Origin of the sequence: Methylobacterium guangdongense (assembly GCF_038442355.1) — a bacterium.
Lineage (GTDB): Bacteria > Pseudomonadota > Alphaproteobacteria > Rhizobiales > Beijerinckiaceae > Methylobacterium > Methylobacterium guangdongense.
On record NZ_JBBXMX010000002.1, the window covers coordinates 613,744 to 632,887 of the forward strand.

The following is a 19,144-nucleotide window of genomic DNA, read 5'->3' on the forward strand; positions in this document are numbered from 1 at the left end:
GGTCACACCGCTCTCAGGCGGCTTGGGCGATGGCCGCATCGACCGCTTCGCCGAGGCGTTCCACGACCGTGTCCACGGTCGCGGCGTCGATGATGAAGGGCGGGGCCAGCAGCACGTGGTCGCCACGGACTCCGTCGAGGGTGCCACCGGCTGGGTAGACTGCCAGCCCACGGTTCATCGCCTCCCGCTTAATCCGCGCGTGCAGCTTCAGGGCCGGATCGAAGGGGGCCTTGGTGCCGCGGTCCTCGACCAATTCGACGCCCATGAAGAGGCCCCGGCCGCGGATGTCGCCGACATGGGGGTGGTTGCCGAAGCGCTCGCCGAGCCGCCGGCTCAGGTGGCCCCCCATCGCCTTGACGTTGTCGAGGAGATGGTCGCGGGCGATCACCTCCTGCACGGCGAGTGCGGCCGCGCAGGCCATGGGGTGGCAGATGTACGTGTGTCCATGCTGGAAGAAGCCCGAGCCTTGCGCGAAGGCCTCGTAGATCTTGCCCGACAGGAAGGTCGCGCCGATGGGTTGGTAGCCACCGCCCAGGCCCTTCGCGACCGTCAGCAGGTCCGGGGCGATGCCGTCCTGCTCGCAGGCGTGAAGCGTCCCCGTGCGGCCCATGCCGCACATCACCTCGTCGAGGAGGAGCAGCACGCCGTACCGGTCGCAGATCTCGCGGATGCGGCGGAAGTAGCCGGGGACCGCCGGAACGGCGCCGGCCGTCGCCCCGACCACCGGCTCGGCCACGAAGGCCATCACGGTCTCGGGGCCGAGTTCGAGGATCTTGTCCTCCAGAGCCTGCGCCGCCCGGGCACCATACTCGGCCTCGCTCTCCCCAGCTTCCCGGTAGCGGTAGGCGTAGCAGGGATCGATGTGATGGGTCTCGGCGAGCAGCGGCTTGAACTGCGCGCGCCGCCACTCGTTGCCGCCGGTCGCCAGCGCGCCGAGCGTGTTGCCGTGGTAGCTCTGGCGCCGGGCGATGATCTTCGAGCGCTGCGGCTGCCCAATCTCGACGAAGTATTGCCGCGCCATCTTGAGCGCGGCCTCGACGGCCTCCGAGCCGCCCGAGACGAAGTAGACGTAGTCCAAGCCGGCCGGCGCATCTGCGACGAGGCGGTCCGCCAGGGCCTCGGCCACCTCACTGGTGAAGAAGCTGGTGTGAGCGTAGGCGAGCTTGTCGGTCTGGGCATGAAGCGCCGCGATGACGTCCGGATGCCCGTGCCCGAGGCAGGACACCGCCGCGCCGCCCGAAGCGTCGATGTAACTGCGTCCATCTTGGTCGAAGAGCTCGACGCCCTTGCCACCTGAGGCGACGCGCAGGTTCGCGTTGATCTGGCGGTGCAGAATGCGGGTCATTGCGATCTCCTCGCGGGCGGGGGTGACCAGTGGATGCCGAAGGCGGTGAGCTGCGCCTCGCTGCGCTTGATCGCGGCGAGCGAGGTATCGCCGCCCCGACCGGCCACGAGGGCGGCCAGGATCTCGCCAACGACCAGGGCGGGGGCGATGGTGTGGAAGAAGGAGGGGCTGTCCGCCGGGACCAGGATGGTCTCCCGGGCAATCGACGCGAGCGGTGAGACGAGGCTGTCGGTCACGGCCACGACCGGCACGCCGGAATCGTGCGCATAGCGCGCCGTCTCGACCGTCGCCCGAGTATAGGGGGCAACCGAGGCCACGAGGAGCATGTCCTTCGAAGAGGCCAAGCGTATTGGGTCGAGTCCGGTACCGGCCCCGGTATCGAGCAGGACCGCGCGCTCGCCGAGGAATGACATCACGTAAGCGAAGTGCGCGACGACCGGGTGGCTTGCCCGCAAGCCCAGGCAGTAGACCCTGTCCGCGGATGCCAACAGATCTGCCGCCACGACGAGCCGGTCGAGGGCCTGCGGCTCAGTGAGCCTTTGGAGCTGCGCGCCGATCGACGTGACGATGTCGACGGCTAGCGCCCGCTCGCCCTTGGCCTGCTGCGCGGAGACCTGTGCACCGGCCTTGCCGGAAAAGCCGAGTGATCCTTCTCGAACGGCCCCGGCGTAGAGCGCGCGAACGTCGTCGTATCCAGCGAGTCCCAGGCGCTGAGCGAGACGCGTCATGGTGTGGGGCTGGACGCCGGCGCGCTTGGCCTGCTCGCGCATCGAGAGCAGTGCGACCTCATTGGGCTGGTCGAGAACGAAACGTGCCGCGGCCTTCAGCTGAGGCCCGAGGGTCTCAAAGGCTCCGACGATCTGTTCCGTGAGCGGACCGTGTTCCATGGCGGCTTGTGTACCCTTCTTCGCACTTGTATGCAACAAACGTTGCAACAACGAATATATGCAACGGATGTATTTTGGTGAGGCATCCTGGCTATCGAGGAGGCATCGATGTCGTTTCCAGGCCCGACCGCCATCGCGGTGACGCCGACTGGCGGACGCCGGACGAAGGACGACCATCCGGCAATTCCCCTTACTCCGGCGGAGCACGCCTATGCGGTCGCTTCGTGTGTGGAGGCCGGTGCCTGCATGGTGCACCTCCACGTTCGCCGGGCGGACGGTCGACATCTGCTCGACGCGGGCGCCTATGCCGACGCGACGCATGCGATCCGAGCCGCCACGGGCGACAGGGCGGTGATCCAGATCACGAGCGAGGCCCTGGGCCTCTACCAACCGGCCGAGCAGATGGCGGTGGTGCGCGCCGTCCGACCTGAAGCCGTGTCCCTGGCCCTGCGCGAACTCGCGCCCGACGCCGCGTCGGAGAAGCCGTTTGGCACTTTCATGGAGTGGCTTCGCCGGGAGGGCATCGTGCCCCAGGTTATCCTCTACACGGCCGAGGAGGCCGTGAGGCTCGCCGCACTCCAAGCGTCCGGAGTGGTGCCGTTCGAAGCTTTGCCGGTCCTCTACGTCCTTGGGCGGTACACCGCAGGCCAGACCTCGGCCCCGTCCGATCTGCTGCCGTTCCTGGCGCCGGACCAGCCTCGGGCGAGGCACTGGATGACCTGCGCCTTCGGTCGGTATGAGAACGCCTGCGTCACGGCCTCTGCCTTGCTCGGCGGACACGTCCGCGTTGGGTTCGAGAACAACCTGCTCACCCCGGACGGAAGGACGGCTCGGGACAACGCGGAACTCGTCGCCGCCGCGTCTGCAACGGTCGTTGCATGCGGTGGTCAGCCGGCGACTGCGGCGGAGCTTCGCTCAGATTGGGCCGTGGGCTGAAGCCTATTGTGCGGGTGGCTAAACGCCAGAGAAGGGGCACCCCTGGTCGACTGATTTGAGCTGGTTAACGTCCGGTATCGTAGCTTCGACTTCCCAAAGCAGACGGGCAAGGAAACCACCCATCCCGGACGTTCAGAGGCGCCTGCTGAGAAGCGCGGAAGCGGCCGAAAGCAGAATATCTGCTGTTGATCGTGGCCGCCGGAAAAGCGGACGGCCTCCTACCGACCCAAACCAGTCGTGCGGATCGCCATCGACGCGCACCGGAAGCGGACACTCATCCAGCGGCTGCGGCTCGGAATGATGGACCGTCGTCAGGTTGTTCTTCCCGTACGGTAGCTTCCAGTCCAGCCTCAACGCAGGGCGGCGTTCAACAAGGTGGCCAAGCGAAAGCCGGCTTTGGTGAGTTGCTCGCGGGCGGTTGCCGTGGCGCGTTGTTCATAAGCTTCGTCCAGCGCGTAGGCTGGCGTGCCGTGCTCATCCGGCACCGTCGCCGATGGCAGTGCGTAGGCCGTTGCCTTGGCGGCCGCGAAGCTTTCCAACGCCCAATCGGCGGGTCGGCCGCGTTGCCATGCGTCGCGGTCTGCGGCGAAGGTCGTCGCGAGGTCCTCCGCGGCCGCCGTTTCGTCGCGCCCGATCCGCTGCACCACCGCCGTGTCCCAGTACGCATGCAGCCGGCTCGCCACCCGGTGTCCTCCGTAGAGCACCTGCACTTGGTTGCCGCCTTGGTCGTGATTGTCCGCCGCGTGCAGCGGCTGGTGTAGGTCGCCGGTGAAGTGCAGCAGGAACTTGAGCGCCAGGATCCGCTCCGCCTGTGGCAGGCTCTTGTCTGCGAGTTCAGCAGCGAACTGCTCGACCTTGTCGACGACGCAGTCGCGTGCCGGGCCCTGGCTCGCGGGTGTACCGTCCGGTAGCGGCCTGCGACCCGCGCAGGCATCGGACAAATCCGGGTTCGTGATCTCGATGTCGACGAAGTGCCATTGCTGGGTGGCGGTGTAGCGCAGCTTCGTCGTGTTGCGGTCGGAGTCGCGCCAGCGGTCGGCCCAGGTGGTGCGCGCGACGAAATCCGGGGCCGTGAGCGTGTCCGTGTCGGCGGCGAGCAGCGCGTCGACTTGCCTTCGGGCTTCCGGCGTCAGGAGCGGAAGGGCGATGCGGCCGACGATGCGGTGGCCCTCGTCTCCCCAAGCGCAGGCATCACTTGCCGCGATGAGCCCGCCGATCGCGCCCGCGATGACGGCGAGCGACAGGGAACGGTGCATGCGGAAGCTCCGACGGTCTGGTGTGCCGCGCACGATGCCGATCTCACGACATCAGGTAGAACAGCGTCCCGGACAGGACGATCGTCGCGGGTAGGGTGAGGACCCAGGCCGTCGCGATCTGCCACAGCGTCGCCGGCTGCACCCCCGCGCCAGAACCCACCATCGTTCCCGCGATGCCGCCCGTCACGACGTGTGTGGTGCTCACCGGAAAGCCCGTGATGCCGGCGCCGCCGATCAAGCCCGCGGCCACCAGTTCCGCGGCGGCCCCCTGCGCCGGCACGAGGTGCTGCTTGCCCAGCCGTTCCCCGAGCGTGCGAACGATCCGCTTGTAGCCGATCATCGTGCCGAGCCCGAGGCACAGGGCACTGACGATGCGGACCCACCAGGGCGCATACTGCACCGTCCGACCGAGCTGGCCGTGGAGCGCCTCGGCGGTCTTCTTATCGGCATCGGGCGTGCCGCCGTTGTCCTCGACCGCCTTCAACTCGGTGAGGACGCGGTTGAGGCGGTCGCGGATCGCGGTCCGCTCGTCGGCGGCGATGTCGCCCGGGCTGTCGATCCGGCCGAGACGGTCATGGATCTCGTGCGCCGCCCGCGCGCCCTCGGTTTTCCGGTCGTTGCCGAAGCGGGCGATGAGGTCGGCCGCCGGGTTCAGGTCTGACGCGATCTGGGCAAGCTGCGGCTGGGTCATCTGCGGGTTGAGCGCGTAATCGGCCGGGTACAGGCCGATGATCGTCAGCATGATCAGGCCGATGCTCTTCTGGCCATCGTTGGTCCCGTGGGCGAACGAGACGCCGGTGCAGGTGAAGATCAGCAGCGCGCGCATCCACCAGACCGGCGGCTGCCCTTCCTTGGGCGGCTCGTAGAGGTGACGGTCGTGCACGAGGCGCTTCAACAGCTGGAACATCAGCAGCGCCAGGCCGAAGCCGAGTAGCGGCGAGACCAGCAACGAGGCGAGCACGTCCCGAACCTGGTGCCAGTCGACGCCCTGCGCGAGGCTGCGATCGTGAAGGAAGGCGTCGGCGACGGCGATGCCGATCAGCGAACCGATCAGCGCGTGTGACGAGGAGTTCGGGATGCCCAGCCACCACGTGCCGATGTTCCAGGACAGGGCGGATACGAACAGGGCGGCGAGCATGCCGACTGCGGCCCCGCCGTTCGGAGGGGTGAGCGCGTCGGGTGGGATCAGCTCGACAAGGGCATAGGCGACGGCGATGCCTCCGAGGAGGACGCCGGCGAAGTTCATCAGACCGGACAGGACGACGGCGGCGAAGGGCTTCAGCGAATGGGTGTAGATGACCGTCGCGACGGCATTGGCGGCATCATGGAAGCCGTTCGAGAACTCGAAGATGAGCGCCAGGACGAGGCAGCCGAGGATCAGGCTCAGGGTGGTCGGGGAGCCCGGCGTCAGGGAAGCGAGCAAAACGACCTCTCGGCATCGACAGCCGCCGATGTCGCCGCAATGTCATGACACTTGCACGACGCCCTGATGTGGCGGGAGCGGGAGCCGTCTCACATCCTCGCCAGTGAGCCGATAGTTTGTTCACCGGCCGCTGCGAACTGCCGGATGCCAAGTGTCCGGCAGGGACGATCATGAAACCCCACTGTTCGTGAATCGAGCCTCGGAGGCCGCGGTATCGCCGCGCCCTCGCTCACTTCCGTTCCGGTTCGGCGAGCAGGATGGCGGCCCGCACGGCCGCACGTCGAAGCGCCTCGTCCGCCCATGGCTGCTCCATCAACGTGCGGGCGAAGGGATGGGACGCGACGGCGGCCGCAGGATTGATGCGGTAGCCGTCGCCGAACGCCACCATGCGGGAGGTGGGGTCGGCCAGGTAAGCGTCCACGACCGCCGAGACGTCATCGTCGATGATGTCGAGCGTGGCGAACAGGTCGAGGGTCATCGGCCGCTTAGCCATGGCGGCCATGTAGGTGTGTCTCCGCGACAAGACGACGACCGGAGGGCTGTGGCTCCAGACGAGCGGCTACGCTTTCCGACGAGCTTGCCGGCTACGTCGTCCAGCGGGGCAATAAAAAGGGGCTCCGCCTCGCGGAGAGGCGCGCCCTAAGTGCGTTCCGGTCTCGGGAGGGAACGTAGGGGTTCGATATGGCCTCACACAGGCGTGAACAAGGTGGGCCGGACGAGAAGCACGGCATGTGGCCGTGTCATCGAAGCGTCACATAGGTTATGGGTAGCGGCTCGACGCGATAACAGCCGAGGAGACCGTATGACCTCCATCGAGGAGATTGCCTCAACGCTGCGCAACATCGCGGCGCCGGGCATGAAGCCGAAGGCGATCCGCGCCGCCGTCCGGAAGCGGCATCCGGAGGCGAGCAAGAAGGACATCGTGCGTGCGGCCTTCTTTGCTGTGACCGAAGGGTCGTCAGCGAACCAGGATGGGACGCCGGAGTTGCATAACTTCGCGCTGGCTGAGCGCGTCGCCGAAGACAATGCGGAGGTGGTGCTGCTGGCCGGCAAACGCAAAAAGAAGAAGCACTCCTCCGGTGCCGCCGGGAAATCGCGGGCGCTTTGATAAGGATGCTCGGTCGAATTCCGGTCTGCCTCTTCGGCGGCGCTGCCCTGGAACCGACAGACCACTCCGGAGAGTGTCGGCCAAAGAAGCAGACGGACTTCTACCGACCCATGTCAGTCGTGCCCAAGGCCATCGATGCTTCCCAAAAGCAGCCGTTCGTTGGCCGTTTGCTACCAGCGAGTTCACCTCACCATTCGTTGCATGATCGCGGTGATCTCCTCCTTCTTGTAGGGCTTGGCGAAGAACACACCTCGTGCCGGCAGCTCCTCGGCCCCGGGCGTCCGCTTGCCCGAGACGATGATCAGTTCGATGGGCGGCCAGCGGTCCCGGATGGTCGCGGCGAACTGCATTCCGTTCAGCCCCCCGGGCATGTCGATGTCGGTAAACACGACACGGATATCGGGTCGGCTCTCCAGTACGCGCACCGCCTCGGCCGCGCTGGCAACGTCTACGACGTCGAAGCCCGCGTCCTCGACGAGGTCCACCGCCATCAATCGCTGCAAAGGCTCGTCCTCGACGACGAGGATGACAGGCCGCGCGGGCGGCTTCGATTGGCCCAACCAAATCTCCTCAGGAATGCTGCAACTGAACGAGCGGAGCGCGCATCGTCGCCTCGAAGCCGGACGCGGGGTAACGGAGGTCCACGCCGCCCGTCCCGATGAGCCCAAGGCGGATCAGGCGAGAACCGAACCCCTTGCGCCCGGTGGTTGCGGGCGGAACGGGCGGCGGCCCGCCGCGTTCCGTCCAGTCGAGTGTGACCTCGCTTTCCTCACCCTGGCCCTCCAGCCGCCAATCGATGGCAACACGGCCGCCGGGCACCGAGAGCGCGCCGTACTTGGCCGCGTTCGTGGCCAGCTCGTGCAGAAGAAGCGAGAGCGAGAGCGTCGCCCGGGTCCCGAGGTCGAGTTTCGGGCCCGCGACGTCGACGCGGTCGCCGTGCCCCGCGTTGACCAGCACAGCCCGCATGACCTCCCTAGCCGGAGCCGCCGCCCAGCTTTGGCGCAGAAGCACGTCGTGGGCCGAGGCGAGAGCGTGGATGCGGCGCTCGAACGCCTCGACGGGCGCGCGGTCCGGCACGGTGCGCAGCGTCTGCGAGGCGATGGAGATCACCATCGCCAGCGTGTTCTTGAGCCGGTGCGACAGCTCCTCGTTGAGTACGCGTTGGTCCGCCTCCGCCTGCACCCGCGCCACCGCGATCTGCACCCGGTCAGCCACCGTGCGCACGAACGCAAGGTCGTCCTCGGTGAAGGGATGGCTGTCCGACCAGTGGACGAAGGCGATGCCGACGAGCCGGCCGCGCTCCAGGATGGGCACGTTGAGCAGTACCCGAACCCCGATGCTGAGGAGCGTCGGCGCGGCGTCCCGGGTGCGCGGATCGAGCGTCACGTCGTCGATGGCGACGACCTCCCCGCGCTTCAAGTTCGCGATGTAGGAGCCGTAGCTGCGGAAGCCGTGGATACCCGAGACGGAGACGTTGCCGGGCGCGTGCCAGTCGGTGAGTACCTCGACCGTCTCGCTCGCCGGGTCGACGAGGCCGTATCCTGCCCGGGTCGCATCGGTGGCGCGGGCCAGGATGCCGGCTGCGGCGTCGACCAGCGTGGGAACGTCGGCGACGTCGCGCAGGCGATCCCCAAGTTCGAGCAGTGCGTCGCGGCGCACGTCCGCCTCGACGCGGGCGGTCACCTCTAGAAAGATGACCCCGAAGCGCTCCCGCCCGAGCGGGAAGGCGCGACCCTCGTACCAGCGGCACAGGCTGCCGACCCGGCGGGTGAACGTCACGGCGTGGCCTGTCTCGACGACGGCGGCGAACTCGTCGATCCACTCGTCCTCGACGGCCGGCAGCACCTCGCGGATCGTCCGCCCGATGACGTCCTCCGGCTTGAAGCCGATGAGCGCGCCCCAGGCGGCGTTTACGTCGACGTAGCGCCAATCCGTGATCCGGCTGGCCTCGTCGCGGACGATCTCGCCGACGAGAAACCCCTCGTTCAGCCGCTCGAATAGGCCTCGCCAATGCGCCTCGCTCTCGCGCAGCGCCTCCTGCGCCGCGCGACGGTCCTCGATGTCGAGCAGGACGCCGGGGAAGCTCAAGGGCGTGCCGTCCGGCCCACGGTCAACGCGCCCGTTCGCCTCGATCCAGTAGTAGCATCCGTCCGCGCGCCTGACCCGGTACTGGTGGGCGTAGGCCCCGCCCCGGAGGATGGCGTTGGAGATGGCCGCGCCCAGCCCTGCCTGATCGTCCGGATGCACCGTCGCGACGATCTGGGCGAGCGGAATGCCTTCGCGTCCCAGCGCCGGATCGAGCCCGAAACTGCGTGCGAACCCTTCGTCCACAGTGAAACGGTCGGTCGGCAGGTCCCAGAACCACGTGCCGATGATCGCACCGGCCGCGAGGGCGAGTTGCACACGGTCGACGTTTTGTCGGGCCACCGCCTCGCTTGCGCGCAGGTCCGCCTCCGCCTTCTTGCGCCCAGTGACATCGCTGAACAAGATCGCGATCCGCCGCTCGTCGGGATTGCCGACCCGGACCGCGCGTACGTCGAACCAGCGCTTGAACGCCTCCGCGTATTTCTCAAAGGTCGCAGGCTCGCCAGTCTTGGCCACGTGCCCGTAGGTGTCGAACCAGAACTGCTCCAGATCGGGCGCGAACTCGGTAACCCACTTACCCCGCAGGTTGACCCCGGCCTGCCGCTCGAAGGCGGGGTTGGCCTCGACGAAACGGTAATTTACCGGGCGGTCGTCGGCGTCGAACTTCACCTGGACGATGGCGAACGCGTCCTCGACCGTTTCCAGGATCGTCTTGAAGCGATCCTCACTCTCGCGAAGCGCCTCTTGCGCCTCCAAGGTCTCGTCGCGGCTCTCGATAACCCGACGCAATGCCAGTTGGCGCGAGACCTGACGGGCGAGCGCTCGCAGGTCGTCGGCCTGCTCCGGGGAAAGGCCATCAGGACGAGGGACGGTGTCGATCACGCATAGCGAACCCAGGACGTGCCCTTCGATGGTTCGCAGCGGTGCGCCTGCGTAGAACCGGATGCCGGGCTCGCCCGTGACGAGCGGGTTTTTTGACGTGCGTGGATCTACGGCGAGATCATGGATGATGAGGAGATCGGGCTCGTCCAGTACGAACTTGCAGACCGAGGAGTTCAGGTCGGTCTCACAGTGGGGAAAGCCGACCCGTGCCTTGAACCATTGCCGCTCGCCGGCCACGAAGCTGACGAGGGCCACAGGGGCAGCGCACAGGCGCGTGGCGAGGCGCACGGCATCGTCGAAACCAGCCTCGGCGGGTGTGTCGAGGATGGCGAGGGCGTCGAGCGCCGCGAGGCGCGCCGGGTCGGTGACGACGGACGGTATCATCTCCTTCGCTGTCGTTGCTCAAGCGTTCGAGGTCAACTGCGTTGCCTGGAAGCAGAGCCTCCGCCAAACAGAGTTAGGTTATGAAGGCGTCCCTAAAGCCATGTCGGCTTCGATGCATATGCTGACGAGAAGCGGACGGACGTGAAATCACCCATAGGCGACGTTCTCATAGCGACCCAGCCCAGCCGCCTGGACCGCCGTCGGTGCTTCTCCAAAGCGGCCGTTCGCGAATGGGCGGCTTACGTGCTGTCACGCCACAGCATCTTGATCCCTGGCGCAATCGATGTGGCCTTTCTCGCTGTCTCGCTTGGCGCTACAGGTTCAACCTAAAACTTACGTGAGGCTAAGTGTATGCGCACGCTGGACGCGAAGCTTATCCATCCGGGTACGGTGCTGCGCGACCGCGTGCTGCCCGGCCTCGGCCTCTCCGTAATCCAGGCGGCGCGCGAGCTGTGCATCTGCCGGCAGACCCTGCACCGCATTCTCGCCGGCCGTGCTGCCATCACGCCCGACATGGCCGCCCGTCTGTCGCGTTTGTCTGGCGTACCCGCTCGGTTCTGGCTCGACCTACAGCAGGCTCACGACCTCGCGCATGCCGAGGCGAACCTTACCGATATGTTGCCGCGCATCCCTGCTCACGCCCTTCCGCCAGCCTTGATGAAAGAATTGACCACCTATGCCCGCTGACGCTGAACCGAAAGCCGCGGGAACGGACAAAGCGAAGCTCGGTATCACCGGCCTCGACGACGTGCTTGGCGGCGGCTTCACCCGCAACCGCCTGTACCTGCTGGAGGGCAGTCCCGGCACCGGCAAGACCACGGTCGCGATGCAGTTCCTGCTTACCGGCGCGGCGGCGGGCGAGCGCGGCCTGTACGTCAGCCTGTCGGAGACCAAGGAGGAATTGCAGGAGACCGCTCGGTCGCACGGGTGGGACTTGCCCGACGCCCTCACCATCTACGAGTTGATCCCTCCCGAGAGCCTGCTCGACGTCGAGCAGCAGCAGAGCCTCCTGTACTCGTCGGACCTCGAACTCGGCGAGACGATCCGTGCGATCTTCGAGCAGGTCGAGGCGGTCAAGCCGTCCCTCGTCGTGCTCGACAGCCTCTCCGAGATCCGCCTGCTGGCCGGCGGCTCGCTGCGCTATCGCAGGCAGATCCTGGCGCTGAAGCACTACTTCGCGCGCCAAGGCGCCACCGTGCTGATGCTCGACGACCTCACTGCGGATGCGCTCGACAAGACCGTCCACAGCGTCGCCCACGCGGTGATCCGGCTGGAGGAATTGGCGCCCGACTACGGCGCCGAGCGGCGACGGCTGCGGGTGATGAAGTACCGCGGCCAACGCTTCCGCGGCGGAAACCACGACTTCTGCATCGGGACCGGCGGCGTGCAGGTCTTCCCGCGGTTGGTCGCCCTGGAGCACAGGACCGCGTTCGCCCGGGACCGGCTCGCGAGCGGCGTTCCCGAACTCGATGCCCTGCTCGGCGGCGGCGTCGACACCGGGTCGAGCACGCTGATCCTCGGCCCGGCGGGCACCGGCAAGTCGCTGCTCGCGATCCAGTACGTCGTCGCCGCCGCCGCACGCGGCGAGAAGGCGACGATGTTCGTCTTCGACGAGGAACTCGGGCTGATGCTGGAGCGCACACGGGCAATGGGGTTCGACCTCGCCAGTCTGCGCGACCAGGGCCTGCTGACGATTGACCAGGTCGACGCCGCCGAGCTGTCTCCGGGGGAGTTCGCCCACCTGGTGCGTCAGCAGGTCGACAAGGCACACGCCAAGACCGTGGTGATCGACAGCCTCAACGGCTACCAGGCCGCCATGCCCGACGAGACGGCGCTGATCCTGCACGTCCACGAGCTGCTGCAGTACCTCAATCGACAGGGTGCGAGCACCTTCTTGACGGTGGCCCAGCACGGGCTGGTGGGCGACATGAAGAGCCCGGTCGACATCACCTATCTGGCCGACACCGTCGTGCTGCTGCGATACTTCGAGGCATTGGGGCAGGTTCGCCGCGCCATTTCGGTGGTGAAGAAGCGCACCGGCGCGCACGAGGACACGATCCGCGAGTATCGCATCACCAGCAACGGATTACAGGTCGGCGAACCTTTGCAGGGGTTCCAGGGCATCCTGCGCGGCGTGCCGGAATTGGTCCAACGCGACGGCGACGCGGGGTTGCTGGGTGGCGACCGGTCGTGAGGTCGTTCCACGACGCGTCGTCCGAGCATATCCTGATCCTGGCGCCGCACGGACGCGACGCGAGGCTGGCCCAGGCGCTGCTCGCGGATGCGGACCTCACCGCGGTGATTGTCCGGGACTTGCCCGAGTTGGTTGATGCGCTCGGCGAGACCGCCGGGGCGGTGCTGATCACCGAGGAGGCGGTACGGACCGCCGATCTCACCGGGCTCGACCGTTGGATTGTCGGGCAGCCGGCATGGTCAGACATGCCGTTCATCATGCTGACCCGTCAGGGCGGCGTGGACCGCAACCCGATTGCGACACGGCTGTCGCGCATCCTCGGCAACGTCAGCTTCCTGGAGCGGCCGTTCCATCCGACCACCCTGGTCAGCGTCGCGTCGACCGCCCTGCGGGGTCGCAGGCGGCAATACGAGGCACGGGCACGACTCGACGAACTGAGCGCCCGCGAGGCTCAGCTGCGCGAGTTGAACGCCACGTTGGAGAGCCGGATCGCCGAGGCCGTCAACGAGCGTGCCCTCGCCGAGGAGGCGCTGCGCCAGTCACAGAAGATGGAGGTCGTCGGCCAACTCACTGGCGGGGTGGCGCATGATTTCAACAACTTGCTCACCATCATCCGTTCGTCGGTGGACTTCCTGCGTCGCCCGGATCTCCCCGAGGATCGGCGCCGACGGTACATGGATGCAGTCTCCGACACCGTGGACCGCGCGGCCAAGCTCACCGGGCAACTCCTAGCTTTCGCCCGTCGGCAAGCACTGAAGCCCGAGACCTTCGAGGTCGGCGATTGCCTGCGCGGCGTCGCGGACATGGTGGATACCGTCACCGGGGCCCGCATCCATGTCGCCGTCGATCTGCCCGACGGAGAATGCTTCATCCACTGCGACCGCAGCCAGTTCGAGACGGCGCTGGTGAACATGGCCGTCAATGCTCGCGACGCAATGGATGGCGAGGGCACCCTGACGCTGCGATTGGCCTGCAACGCGCCGATGCCGGCCATCCGCGGCCATGCCGGTTCGCGCAGCCACTTCGCCGCGGTAGCGCTCGCCGATACCGGCTCGGGCATCGCGGTCGAGCAGATCGACCGGATCTTCGAGCCGTTCTTCACGACTAAGGAGGTCGGCAAGGGGACTGGGTTGGGCCTGTCCCAGGTGTTCGGGTTCGCCAAGCAATCCGGGGGCGACATCGACGTGGCGAGTACGCCGGGGGCGGGTACCACCTTCACGCTCTACCTGCCCCAGGTCACCGCGCCGGCCCAGGGCGCCGACGTACCGCAAGTCCTCGACGTCTCGACGGACGGAGCGGGCCGACGCATCCTGGTGGTCGAGGACAACGTCGAGGTCGGTCGCTTCGCCACACAGATCCTGCACGACCTCGGCTACGCCACCGAATGGGCGGCCAACGCCGAGGCCGCGTTGGACCGGCTTGGGGCGGACGGAGACGGGTTCGACGCGGTGTTCTCGGACGTGGTGATGCCCGGCATGGGCGGGGTCGCATTGGCAGAGGCGCTGCGCAGCCGCCTGCCGCACCTGCCGGTGGTGCTTACCTCCGGGTACAGCCATGTCCTCGCTGAGGAGGGCAGCCACGGCTTCGAGCTGCTGCACAAGCCCTACTCTGCTGAGCAGCTCTCCCGTGTGCTCAGCCGGATCGGCACTCGGATGGGCGCGAAGACGCAGCAATTTAGTGATCGACGTACCTGACAACGCTGATCTCTATGCTGACCTTCAACAAAAGTGTGTCTTCTACAAGAACGCAGTCATCACACCGCACCCCTCACAGTCCGCAAAAGGTTCAAGCGGGTGCAGCGGCGTCGTCCGCTTTGATGCATCCGCCGTGTGATAGCGGAAGGGCAGAAAACCACCCAACATGGTCGTCCACGCTCGTCTCTGCTTCGCCCGAAACTCTATGCAAGACCGACGGTGGGCGCGGACGGGTGACGCCACCCATTGGGCGCTGTCTCCGCTCCTGACTGTTGATCAAGGCAGTCGCAACCGTTGGTGGAAAACCCCGCCTAACGATCGAGCACGATGAAACCCAGCAATCACACTGCCATCAGACTGCGCCCGTCTGACGATGCGGCGCCAGCAGGAGCATGCCGAGGGCCGCAAGGAGGGCCATACACGCCCCAAATAAAACTGGACCGGCAACAGTGTGTGTCGCATTGCGGATCAGACCGGCGACCGCCGGCAGGGCCGTCATGGATACGTAAAAGCTTAGATAGAACATCCCCATGCCGCCGGCGCGACTCTCGGCGGAGAGCAATTCACCCGGGAGCGCCAGCAGCAACCCCGCCGGCAGGCCGAAGATCACGGACAGGATCAAGAGGGCGACGATCGTCTGGGGACCAAGCGCCATCGCGACGGCCGCGCCGGCAACGAGCATGAGGCTTGCGACCGTGAAGGCTACAGGACGCGCGACACGCTGCGCGATCCAGCCACCTGCGGGCAGCACGACGACGAGCACCCATCCGAGGACACTCGAGATGAAGCCGGCGTTAGCCAGTGTGTAACCGTTCGCCAGAAAGAGGTCAGGAGCCGCCGACAAGAAGATGACAAGGGACACGTTATAGAGGCCCCAAACAGCGCCTGCGCTAGTCGCGAGCGCGTAATCGCGCAATCTAAGCCCTACGGTTGCAGCAAAGCGCATATCCGCGAGCTGAAGTGGGTCGCGGTAAAACATATATACAAGAACCAAGGCGAGTAGGCTTGGCAGCGCGCTTACGATTGCGATGCCGCTCCAACCATAGACGATACCAGTTGCCGGCAATGTCACGAGCCCGAGCGCAATGCCGAGGGGCCAGCTCGCTACGAAGATGCTGAAGGCGAGCACGGCGTCACGACCGGCGAACCAGTCCGTGACCATGCGCGTGAGCACGACGTTCAGGAGAACCCCGCCTGCCCCGCTGATGATGCGGCCGGCAAAGAGCATCGGCACCGTCACGGTGACCATCGTCAGGGCGCCGATGATCATCAACCCCAGTCCGACGAGGACGATGGGTTTGCTTCCGAACCGCTGAGCCAGCAGACCGCCCGGCAGCGCGAGCGCGACACCGGGCAGCATGTGGCAGCCGATCAGAAGGCCGAGCTGTGCAAAGCTCAGCTGCGTGCCTTCCGTCAGGGAGAAGGATCCGGCCGCGATCGACTCGAACTGATAGGCGATGGCCGTCCGGGCGATGAAGAGGACGGTCAGTATGAGCCATCGTCGGTCGCTCACCGGCGTGTCGGGCCGTCTCGACAATCGCTTCCCTTAAACGCTGGCGTTGCGCTCCACTCGGGCCGGCGCGATCTGCCAGATCTCGGTGTGGGTGTCATCAGCCTCCACCGGGACGGTGTGTGGCGCGAACAGGCTCGCGCGCTCCGCGTCGGTGGAGGCCAGGAAGGGATACCGGCTCTCAACCGTCTTCTTCACCTCCAGATAGTTCACGACCGACAATCCCACCGGCTTGGTCAGCTTCGGATAGGGTCTGGCCTCGCACATTTCCGTTGCGCTCCAATATCGGCGATAGAAGGCGCGATGCTCGGGGCGGATCGCAAGCAGGATATACTCGCCCTCGAAATGCTCCATGGCGAGCCACGCGAGCCGCAGCGTCAAGTAGGGCAACTCCGGTAGCCGGCGTGAGAGGTTCGGATTTGCCACGAACCGGGTCGGGTCGACGATGATGCAGCCGGCATCGATCATCGGTCCGACGATGTCCGGAAACACGGCGGTCGTCGGCAGAGCACTCGCGTATGGCAGCGTGATGTTGAGACGGATCGAGCCGGAGAGCGTGCCATCGACGTAGACACCGTAGATGAAAGCGTTCTTCTGCTCGTCGACGGCGTCGGTGAAACGCTGATCCGCCCGGGCGGTGATCGCGCCCTCCCGCAGGTAGGCTTCGTGGCGGAGGCGGAAGATCGCTTCGCGGTCTTCGGTATCGATGGCGCGACGGTATGTGATGCGCTCGAGCAGGGATATAGCGCGCGCGTTGAGGCCTTGCGGGCGAATCGCTTCGATGGTGGGCATCAGGGATCCTCACGAGCTCGGTAAGGAATCATTAACCCTATCGGCAGGGCGTTTGCACGTGCGGCCGATCATCAAATTTTACGCAGACCGACATACCGCCGGCGACGTTGAAGCGAGGGCTGGGCTGGTGCGGACTGTCTCAGCCGGCTGGATTCGTGGGTTGCCCGCGGCGAGGATCCCGATCGGAACGCGCCTTTCGTCACGGCGATCGTGGCACTGCACGCGACCGAAAGTGAGAAAATCCAAGCAATCTTGTCGATACTCAGGGGCGAGATGCCGCGAGATCGATTGCGACGTTAATGGTATCGAAGTGACGAGGCGGCATCGTCATTCTCACGTGCTGTCGTCGGACCTTTCCACGTGCTGATTTCTGCTTCGCAATCAGGCGATGTGGTCGTGCCGCCCACGCGGGAAGCGGCTCAGGCGTGGACGTCGATCGCTGAGGCCCATCGTCTGCTGGTCATGGCCGAAGAGATGGCCCATGTGGGCCACTGGCAATTCGACCAGATTTCCGGCCTCGGCTACTTCTCGGACGAGGCGCGCCGCATGTTCGGGTTCGCGGAAGACGTGACGATCACGCGCGAACCTGTACTGAATGCCTACCACCCCGAGGATCGCGCGCGGGTCCTGGCGCTGCTGAACGACCACATCGCCGCCGGCACCCGATTTGAGTACCCGGCCAAGATCGTTCAGCCGAGCGGCGAGGTCCGCGAACTGCTGGTGCGCGGTCGATGCGACCGCAATCCGGAAGGCACAGCGGTGGTGACGTTTGGCACGGTGCTGGACGTAACCGAGATCCGCCGCACTGAGCAGCGTCTTCAGGAGACCAGCACGCTGCTGACGAACACCCTGAACACGATGGATCAGGGACTGCTCATGATCGACGCCGACGGAATCGTGCAGGTCTGTAACGCCCGGGCCATCGAACTGCTCGAGTTGCCCGCCGCGATGATGCAGTCGAAGCCGAGCTTCTCGACGGTCGTGCGCTATCAGCAGGAGCAGGACGATTTCGCCAAATCCGATCCGAGTTTCCAGGGCTGGGTCGCGAGCGGTGGCCTGGAATCGCGACCGCAGACCTATGAGCGCGAGCGCCCGAACGGCACCGTCTTGGAGATAAGGACCGTACCCCTGTCGGACGGCAGCGCGGTCCGGACCTTCACCGATATCACGGAGCGCAAGCAGAACGAGAGACGCATCGCGCATATGGCACGCCACGACGATTTGACGGATCTGCCGAATCGAACCCTCTTTCACGAATGCCTTAACCAGCGTCTCGACGCCCTGCAGCGGCGTGGCGGCGGATGCGCCGTGCTCTGTCTCGACCTCGACCGGTTCAAGGCGGTCAACGACACGTTCGGTCACCTGGCGGGCGACGCGTTGCTACGGGAGATGGCCGGCCGTCTGAAGCGGATCGTTCCGGCCGGCGACGTGGTCGCGCGCCTGGGCGGCGACGAGTTCGCCATCCTCGTCTCTGACGTCGACCGCTCGGAAACGATGTCCGATCTCGCCGCTCGTCTGGTCGCCGCGGTCAAAGTGCCGACGCTCATCGGCGCACAATCCGTCCAGGTCGGCGTCAGCGTGGGGATCGCTCTAGCCCCCGAGCACGGCGTGAATGGCGAGACCGTCTTCCGGCGCGCCGATCTCGCCTTGTACCAAGCGAAGGCCGACGGGCGCGGTACCTTCAGAATGTTCGAATTTGCGTTCGATGATCGGGCCGCCGACCGCCTCAGTCTCGAGATCGACCTGCGGCACGCGATCTCGAGCGGGACGCTCGCCCTGCATTATCAACCCCAGGCCCGGAGCGACACGGGCGAAATCGTCGGCTTCGAAGTCCTCGCCCGCTGGGACCATCCCGTCCGGGGATCGATCGCACCGGCGACCTTCATCGGGCTGGCGGAGGAAACCGGCCTGATCCTACCGCTGGGCGAATTGGTCTTGCGCGCAGCCTGCCGCGAGGCGGCAGGCTGGGCCCGGCCGCTCAAAATCGCCGTCAACCTGTCCCCCCGGCAGTTTTCCGACGTCGATCTGCCCGAGCGCATTCTCGCAATCCTGGCCGAGACTGGCCTATCGCCTGCCCGGCTCGAACTCGAAGTCACCGAGACGGTGATCATCAACGATTTAGAGCGCGCACGTGCCGTCCTGCACCGCCTTCGAGCGATGGGCATCCACATCAGTATGGACGATTTCGGTACGGGCTATTCCTCGCTGGCAACATTGCAAGCGTTTCCCTTCGACAAGATCAAAATCGATCAATCCTTCGTCAGCAGTATGGATGCCAATCCACAATCGAAGGCGATTGTCCGAGCTGTCCTTGGCCTCGGTCACAGCCTCAAGATGGGTGTCGTCGCGGAAGGGGTCGAGACGGCGGCACAGCTGCAGTTTTTGTCGGCCTCTGGCTGCGACGAAGTTCAGGGGTACTTCATCGGGCGCCCTCAACCCGTCGAAATATTCGGCGATATTATTCATGCAATTGATAGATTATAGGCCGACGGCGTCAGACGTTATCTGACTCCAAGGAAATGTTTCCTCCAATATTTGCAATTTGTTAATTTCGATTGTTTATTAAAAGTTCGTTCATTGAATTATTGCAGTGATTTATCGACTGAGTAGCGGGCAGTCTTAGCCAAGCCGGCGCTAGCAACCTTGCA

15 protein-coding genes are annotated in these 19,144 nt (G+C 65.8%); 6 read left to right on the plus strand and 9 right to left on the minus strand.

Annotated elements, in window-relative coordinates; all coding sequences use genetic code 11:
- Window positions 1-13: 13 nt before the first annotated feature.
- Together AAHG09_RS06715 and AAHG09_RS06720 are read right to left on the minus strand one after the other, a co-directional pair.
- Entirely contained in the window at window positions 14-1,345 is a 1,332-nt protein-coding gene (locus tag AAHG09_RS06715) for an aspartate aminotransferase family protein (protein ID WP_342106144.1), read from the minus strand.
- Window positions 1,342-2,232, minus strand: a complete 891-nt coding sequence (locus AAHG09_RS06720) for a MurR/RpiR family transcriptional regulator (protein ID WP_342106232.1) — start codon at window positions 2,230-2,232, stop codon at window positions 1,342-1,344. Before AAHG09_RS06720 ends, AAHG09_RS06715 begins: the two co-directional genes overlap by 4 nt.
- A 108-nt stretch (window positions 2,233-2,340) precedes the next feature.
- On the opposite strand from AAHG09_RS06720, the gene AAHG09_RS06725 reads away from it, so the two are divergent.
- Window positions 2,341-3,168 carry a beta-keto acid cleavage family enzyme gene (locus tag AAHG09_RS06725; RefSeq protein WP_342106145.1) on the plus strand — a complete coding sequence of 276 codons (828 nt, stop codon included), beginning with the start codon at window positions 2,341-2,343 and terminating at the stop codon, window positions 3,166-3,168.
- A gap of 350 nt (window positions 3,169-3,518) precedes the next feature.
- Here the strand turns inward: AAHG09_RS06725 and AAHG09_RS06730 are convergent, their stop codons facing one another.
- The 3 genes from AAHG09_RS06730 to AAHG09_RS06740 form a co-directional block, all read right to left on the minus strand.
- A complete protein-coding gene (locus AAHG09_RS06730) occupies window positions 3,519-4,424 on the minus strand; it encodes a S1/P1 nuclease (RefSeq protein ID WP_342106146.1) in 906 nt (301 codons plus the stop codon).
- Window positions 4,425-4,467: 43 nt separating this feature from the next.
- Window positions 4,468-5,847: an inorganic phosphate transporter gene (locus tag AAHG09_RS06735; RefSeq protein ID WP_342106147.1), complete on the minus strand. Its 1,380-nt coding sequence runs from the start codon at window positions 5,845-5,847 to the stop codon at window positions 4,468-4,470.
- Between the two features lie 229 nt (window positions 5,848-6,076).
- Complete coding sequence (locus AAHG09_RS06740; RefSeq protein ID WP_342106148.1) at window positions 6,077-6,349, minus strand: hypothetical protein; 273 nt, start codon at window positions 6,347-6,349, stop codon at window positions 6,077-6,079.
- A gap of 300 nt (window positions 6,350-6,649) precedes the next feature.
- On the opposite strand from AAHG09_RS06740, the gene AAHG09_RS06745 reads away from it, so the two are divergent.
- The gene (locus tag AAHG09_RS06745; RefSeq protein ID WP_342106149.1) at window positions 6,650-6,955 is read left to right on the plus strand and encodes a hypothetical protein; all 306 of its coding nucleotides are present in this window, start codon (window positions 6,650-6,652) and stop codon (window positions 6,953-6,955) included.
- A gap of 182 nt (window positions 6,956-7,137) precedes the next feature.
- Here AAHG09_RS06745 and AAHG09_RS06750 read toward each other — a convergent pair whose 3' ends face one another.
- On the minus strand, window positions 7,138-7,515 hold the full coding sequence (locus AAHG09_RS06750; RefSeq protein ID WP_342106151.1) for a response regulator: 378 nt from the start codon (window positions 7,513-7,515) through the stop codon (window positions 7,138-7,140).
- 10 nt (window positions 7,516-7,525) lie between these two features.
- On the minus strand, window positions 7,526-10,306 hold the full coding sequence (locus AAHG09_RS06755) for a GAF domain-containing protein (RefSeq protein WP_342106152.1): 2,781 nt from the start codon (window positions 10,304-10,306) through the stop codon (window positions 7,526-7,528).
- A gap of 351 nt (window positions 10,307-10,657) precedes the next feature.
- On the opposite strand from AAHG09_RS06755, the gene AAHG09_RS06760 reads away from it, so the two are divergent.
- Genes AAHG09_RS06760 through AAHG09_RS06770 form a run of 3 tightly spaced genes read left to right on the plus strand, consistent with a single transcriptional unit; the run spans window position 10,658 to window position 14,194 of the window.
- Entirely contained in the window at window positions 10,658-10,993 is a 336-nt protein-coding gene (locus tag AAHG09_RS06760) for a HigA family addiction module antitoxin (protein ID WP_342106153.1), read from the plus strand.
- The gene (locus AAHG09_RS06765) at window positions 10,983-12,500 is read left to right on the plus strand and encodes an ATPase domain-containing protein (RefSeq protein WP_342106154.1); all 1,518 of its coding nucleotides are present in this window, start codon (window positions 10,983-10,985) and stop codon (window positions 12,498-12,500) included. The genes AAHG09_RS06760 and AAHG09_RS06765 overlap by 11 nt, the downstream gene beginning before the upstream one ends.
- Window positions 12,497-14,194 carry an ATP-binding protein gene (locus tag AAHG09_RS06770; protein WP_412759995.1) on the plus strand — a complete coding sequence of 566 codons (1,698 nt, stop codon included), beginning with the start codon at window positions 12,497-12,499 and terminating at the stop codon, window positions 14,192-14,194. Before AAHG09_RS06765 ends, AAHG09_RS06770 begins: the two co-directional genes overlap by 4 nt.
- Window positions 14,195-14,546: 352 nt before the next feature.
- Here the strand turns inward: AAHG09_RS06770 and AAHG09_RS06775 are convergent, their stop codons facing one another.
- Window positions 14,547-15,707 carry an MFS transporter gene (locus AAHG09_RS06775; protein ID WP_342106155.1) on the minus strand — a complete coding sequence of 387 codons (1,161 nt, stop codon included), beginning with the start codon at window positions 15,705-15,707 and terminating at the stop codon, window positions 14,547-14,549.
- 33 nt (window positions 15,708-15,740) lie between these two features.
- Window positions 15,741-16,496, minus strand: a complete 756-nt coding sequence (locus AAHG09_RS06780; protein ID WP_342106156.1) for an N-acyl amino acid synthase FeeM domain-containing protein — start codon at window positions 16,494-16,496, stop codon at window positions 15,741-15,743.
- A gap of 360 nt (window positions 16,497-16,856) precedes the next feature.
- Between AAHG09_RS06780 and AAHG09_RS06785 the strand changes: the two genes are divergently transcribed.
- Window positions 16,857-18,980: a putative bifunctional diguanylate cyclase/phosphodiesterase gene (locus tag AAHG09_RS06785; RefSeq protein ID WP_342106157.1), complete on the plus strand. Its 2,124-nt coding sequence runs from the start codon at window positions 16,857-16,859 to the stop codon at window positions 18,978-18,980.
- The last annotated feature ends 164 nt before the right edge of the window (window positions 18,981-19,144 follow it).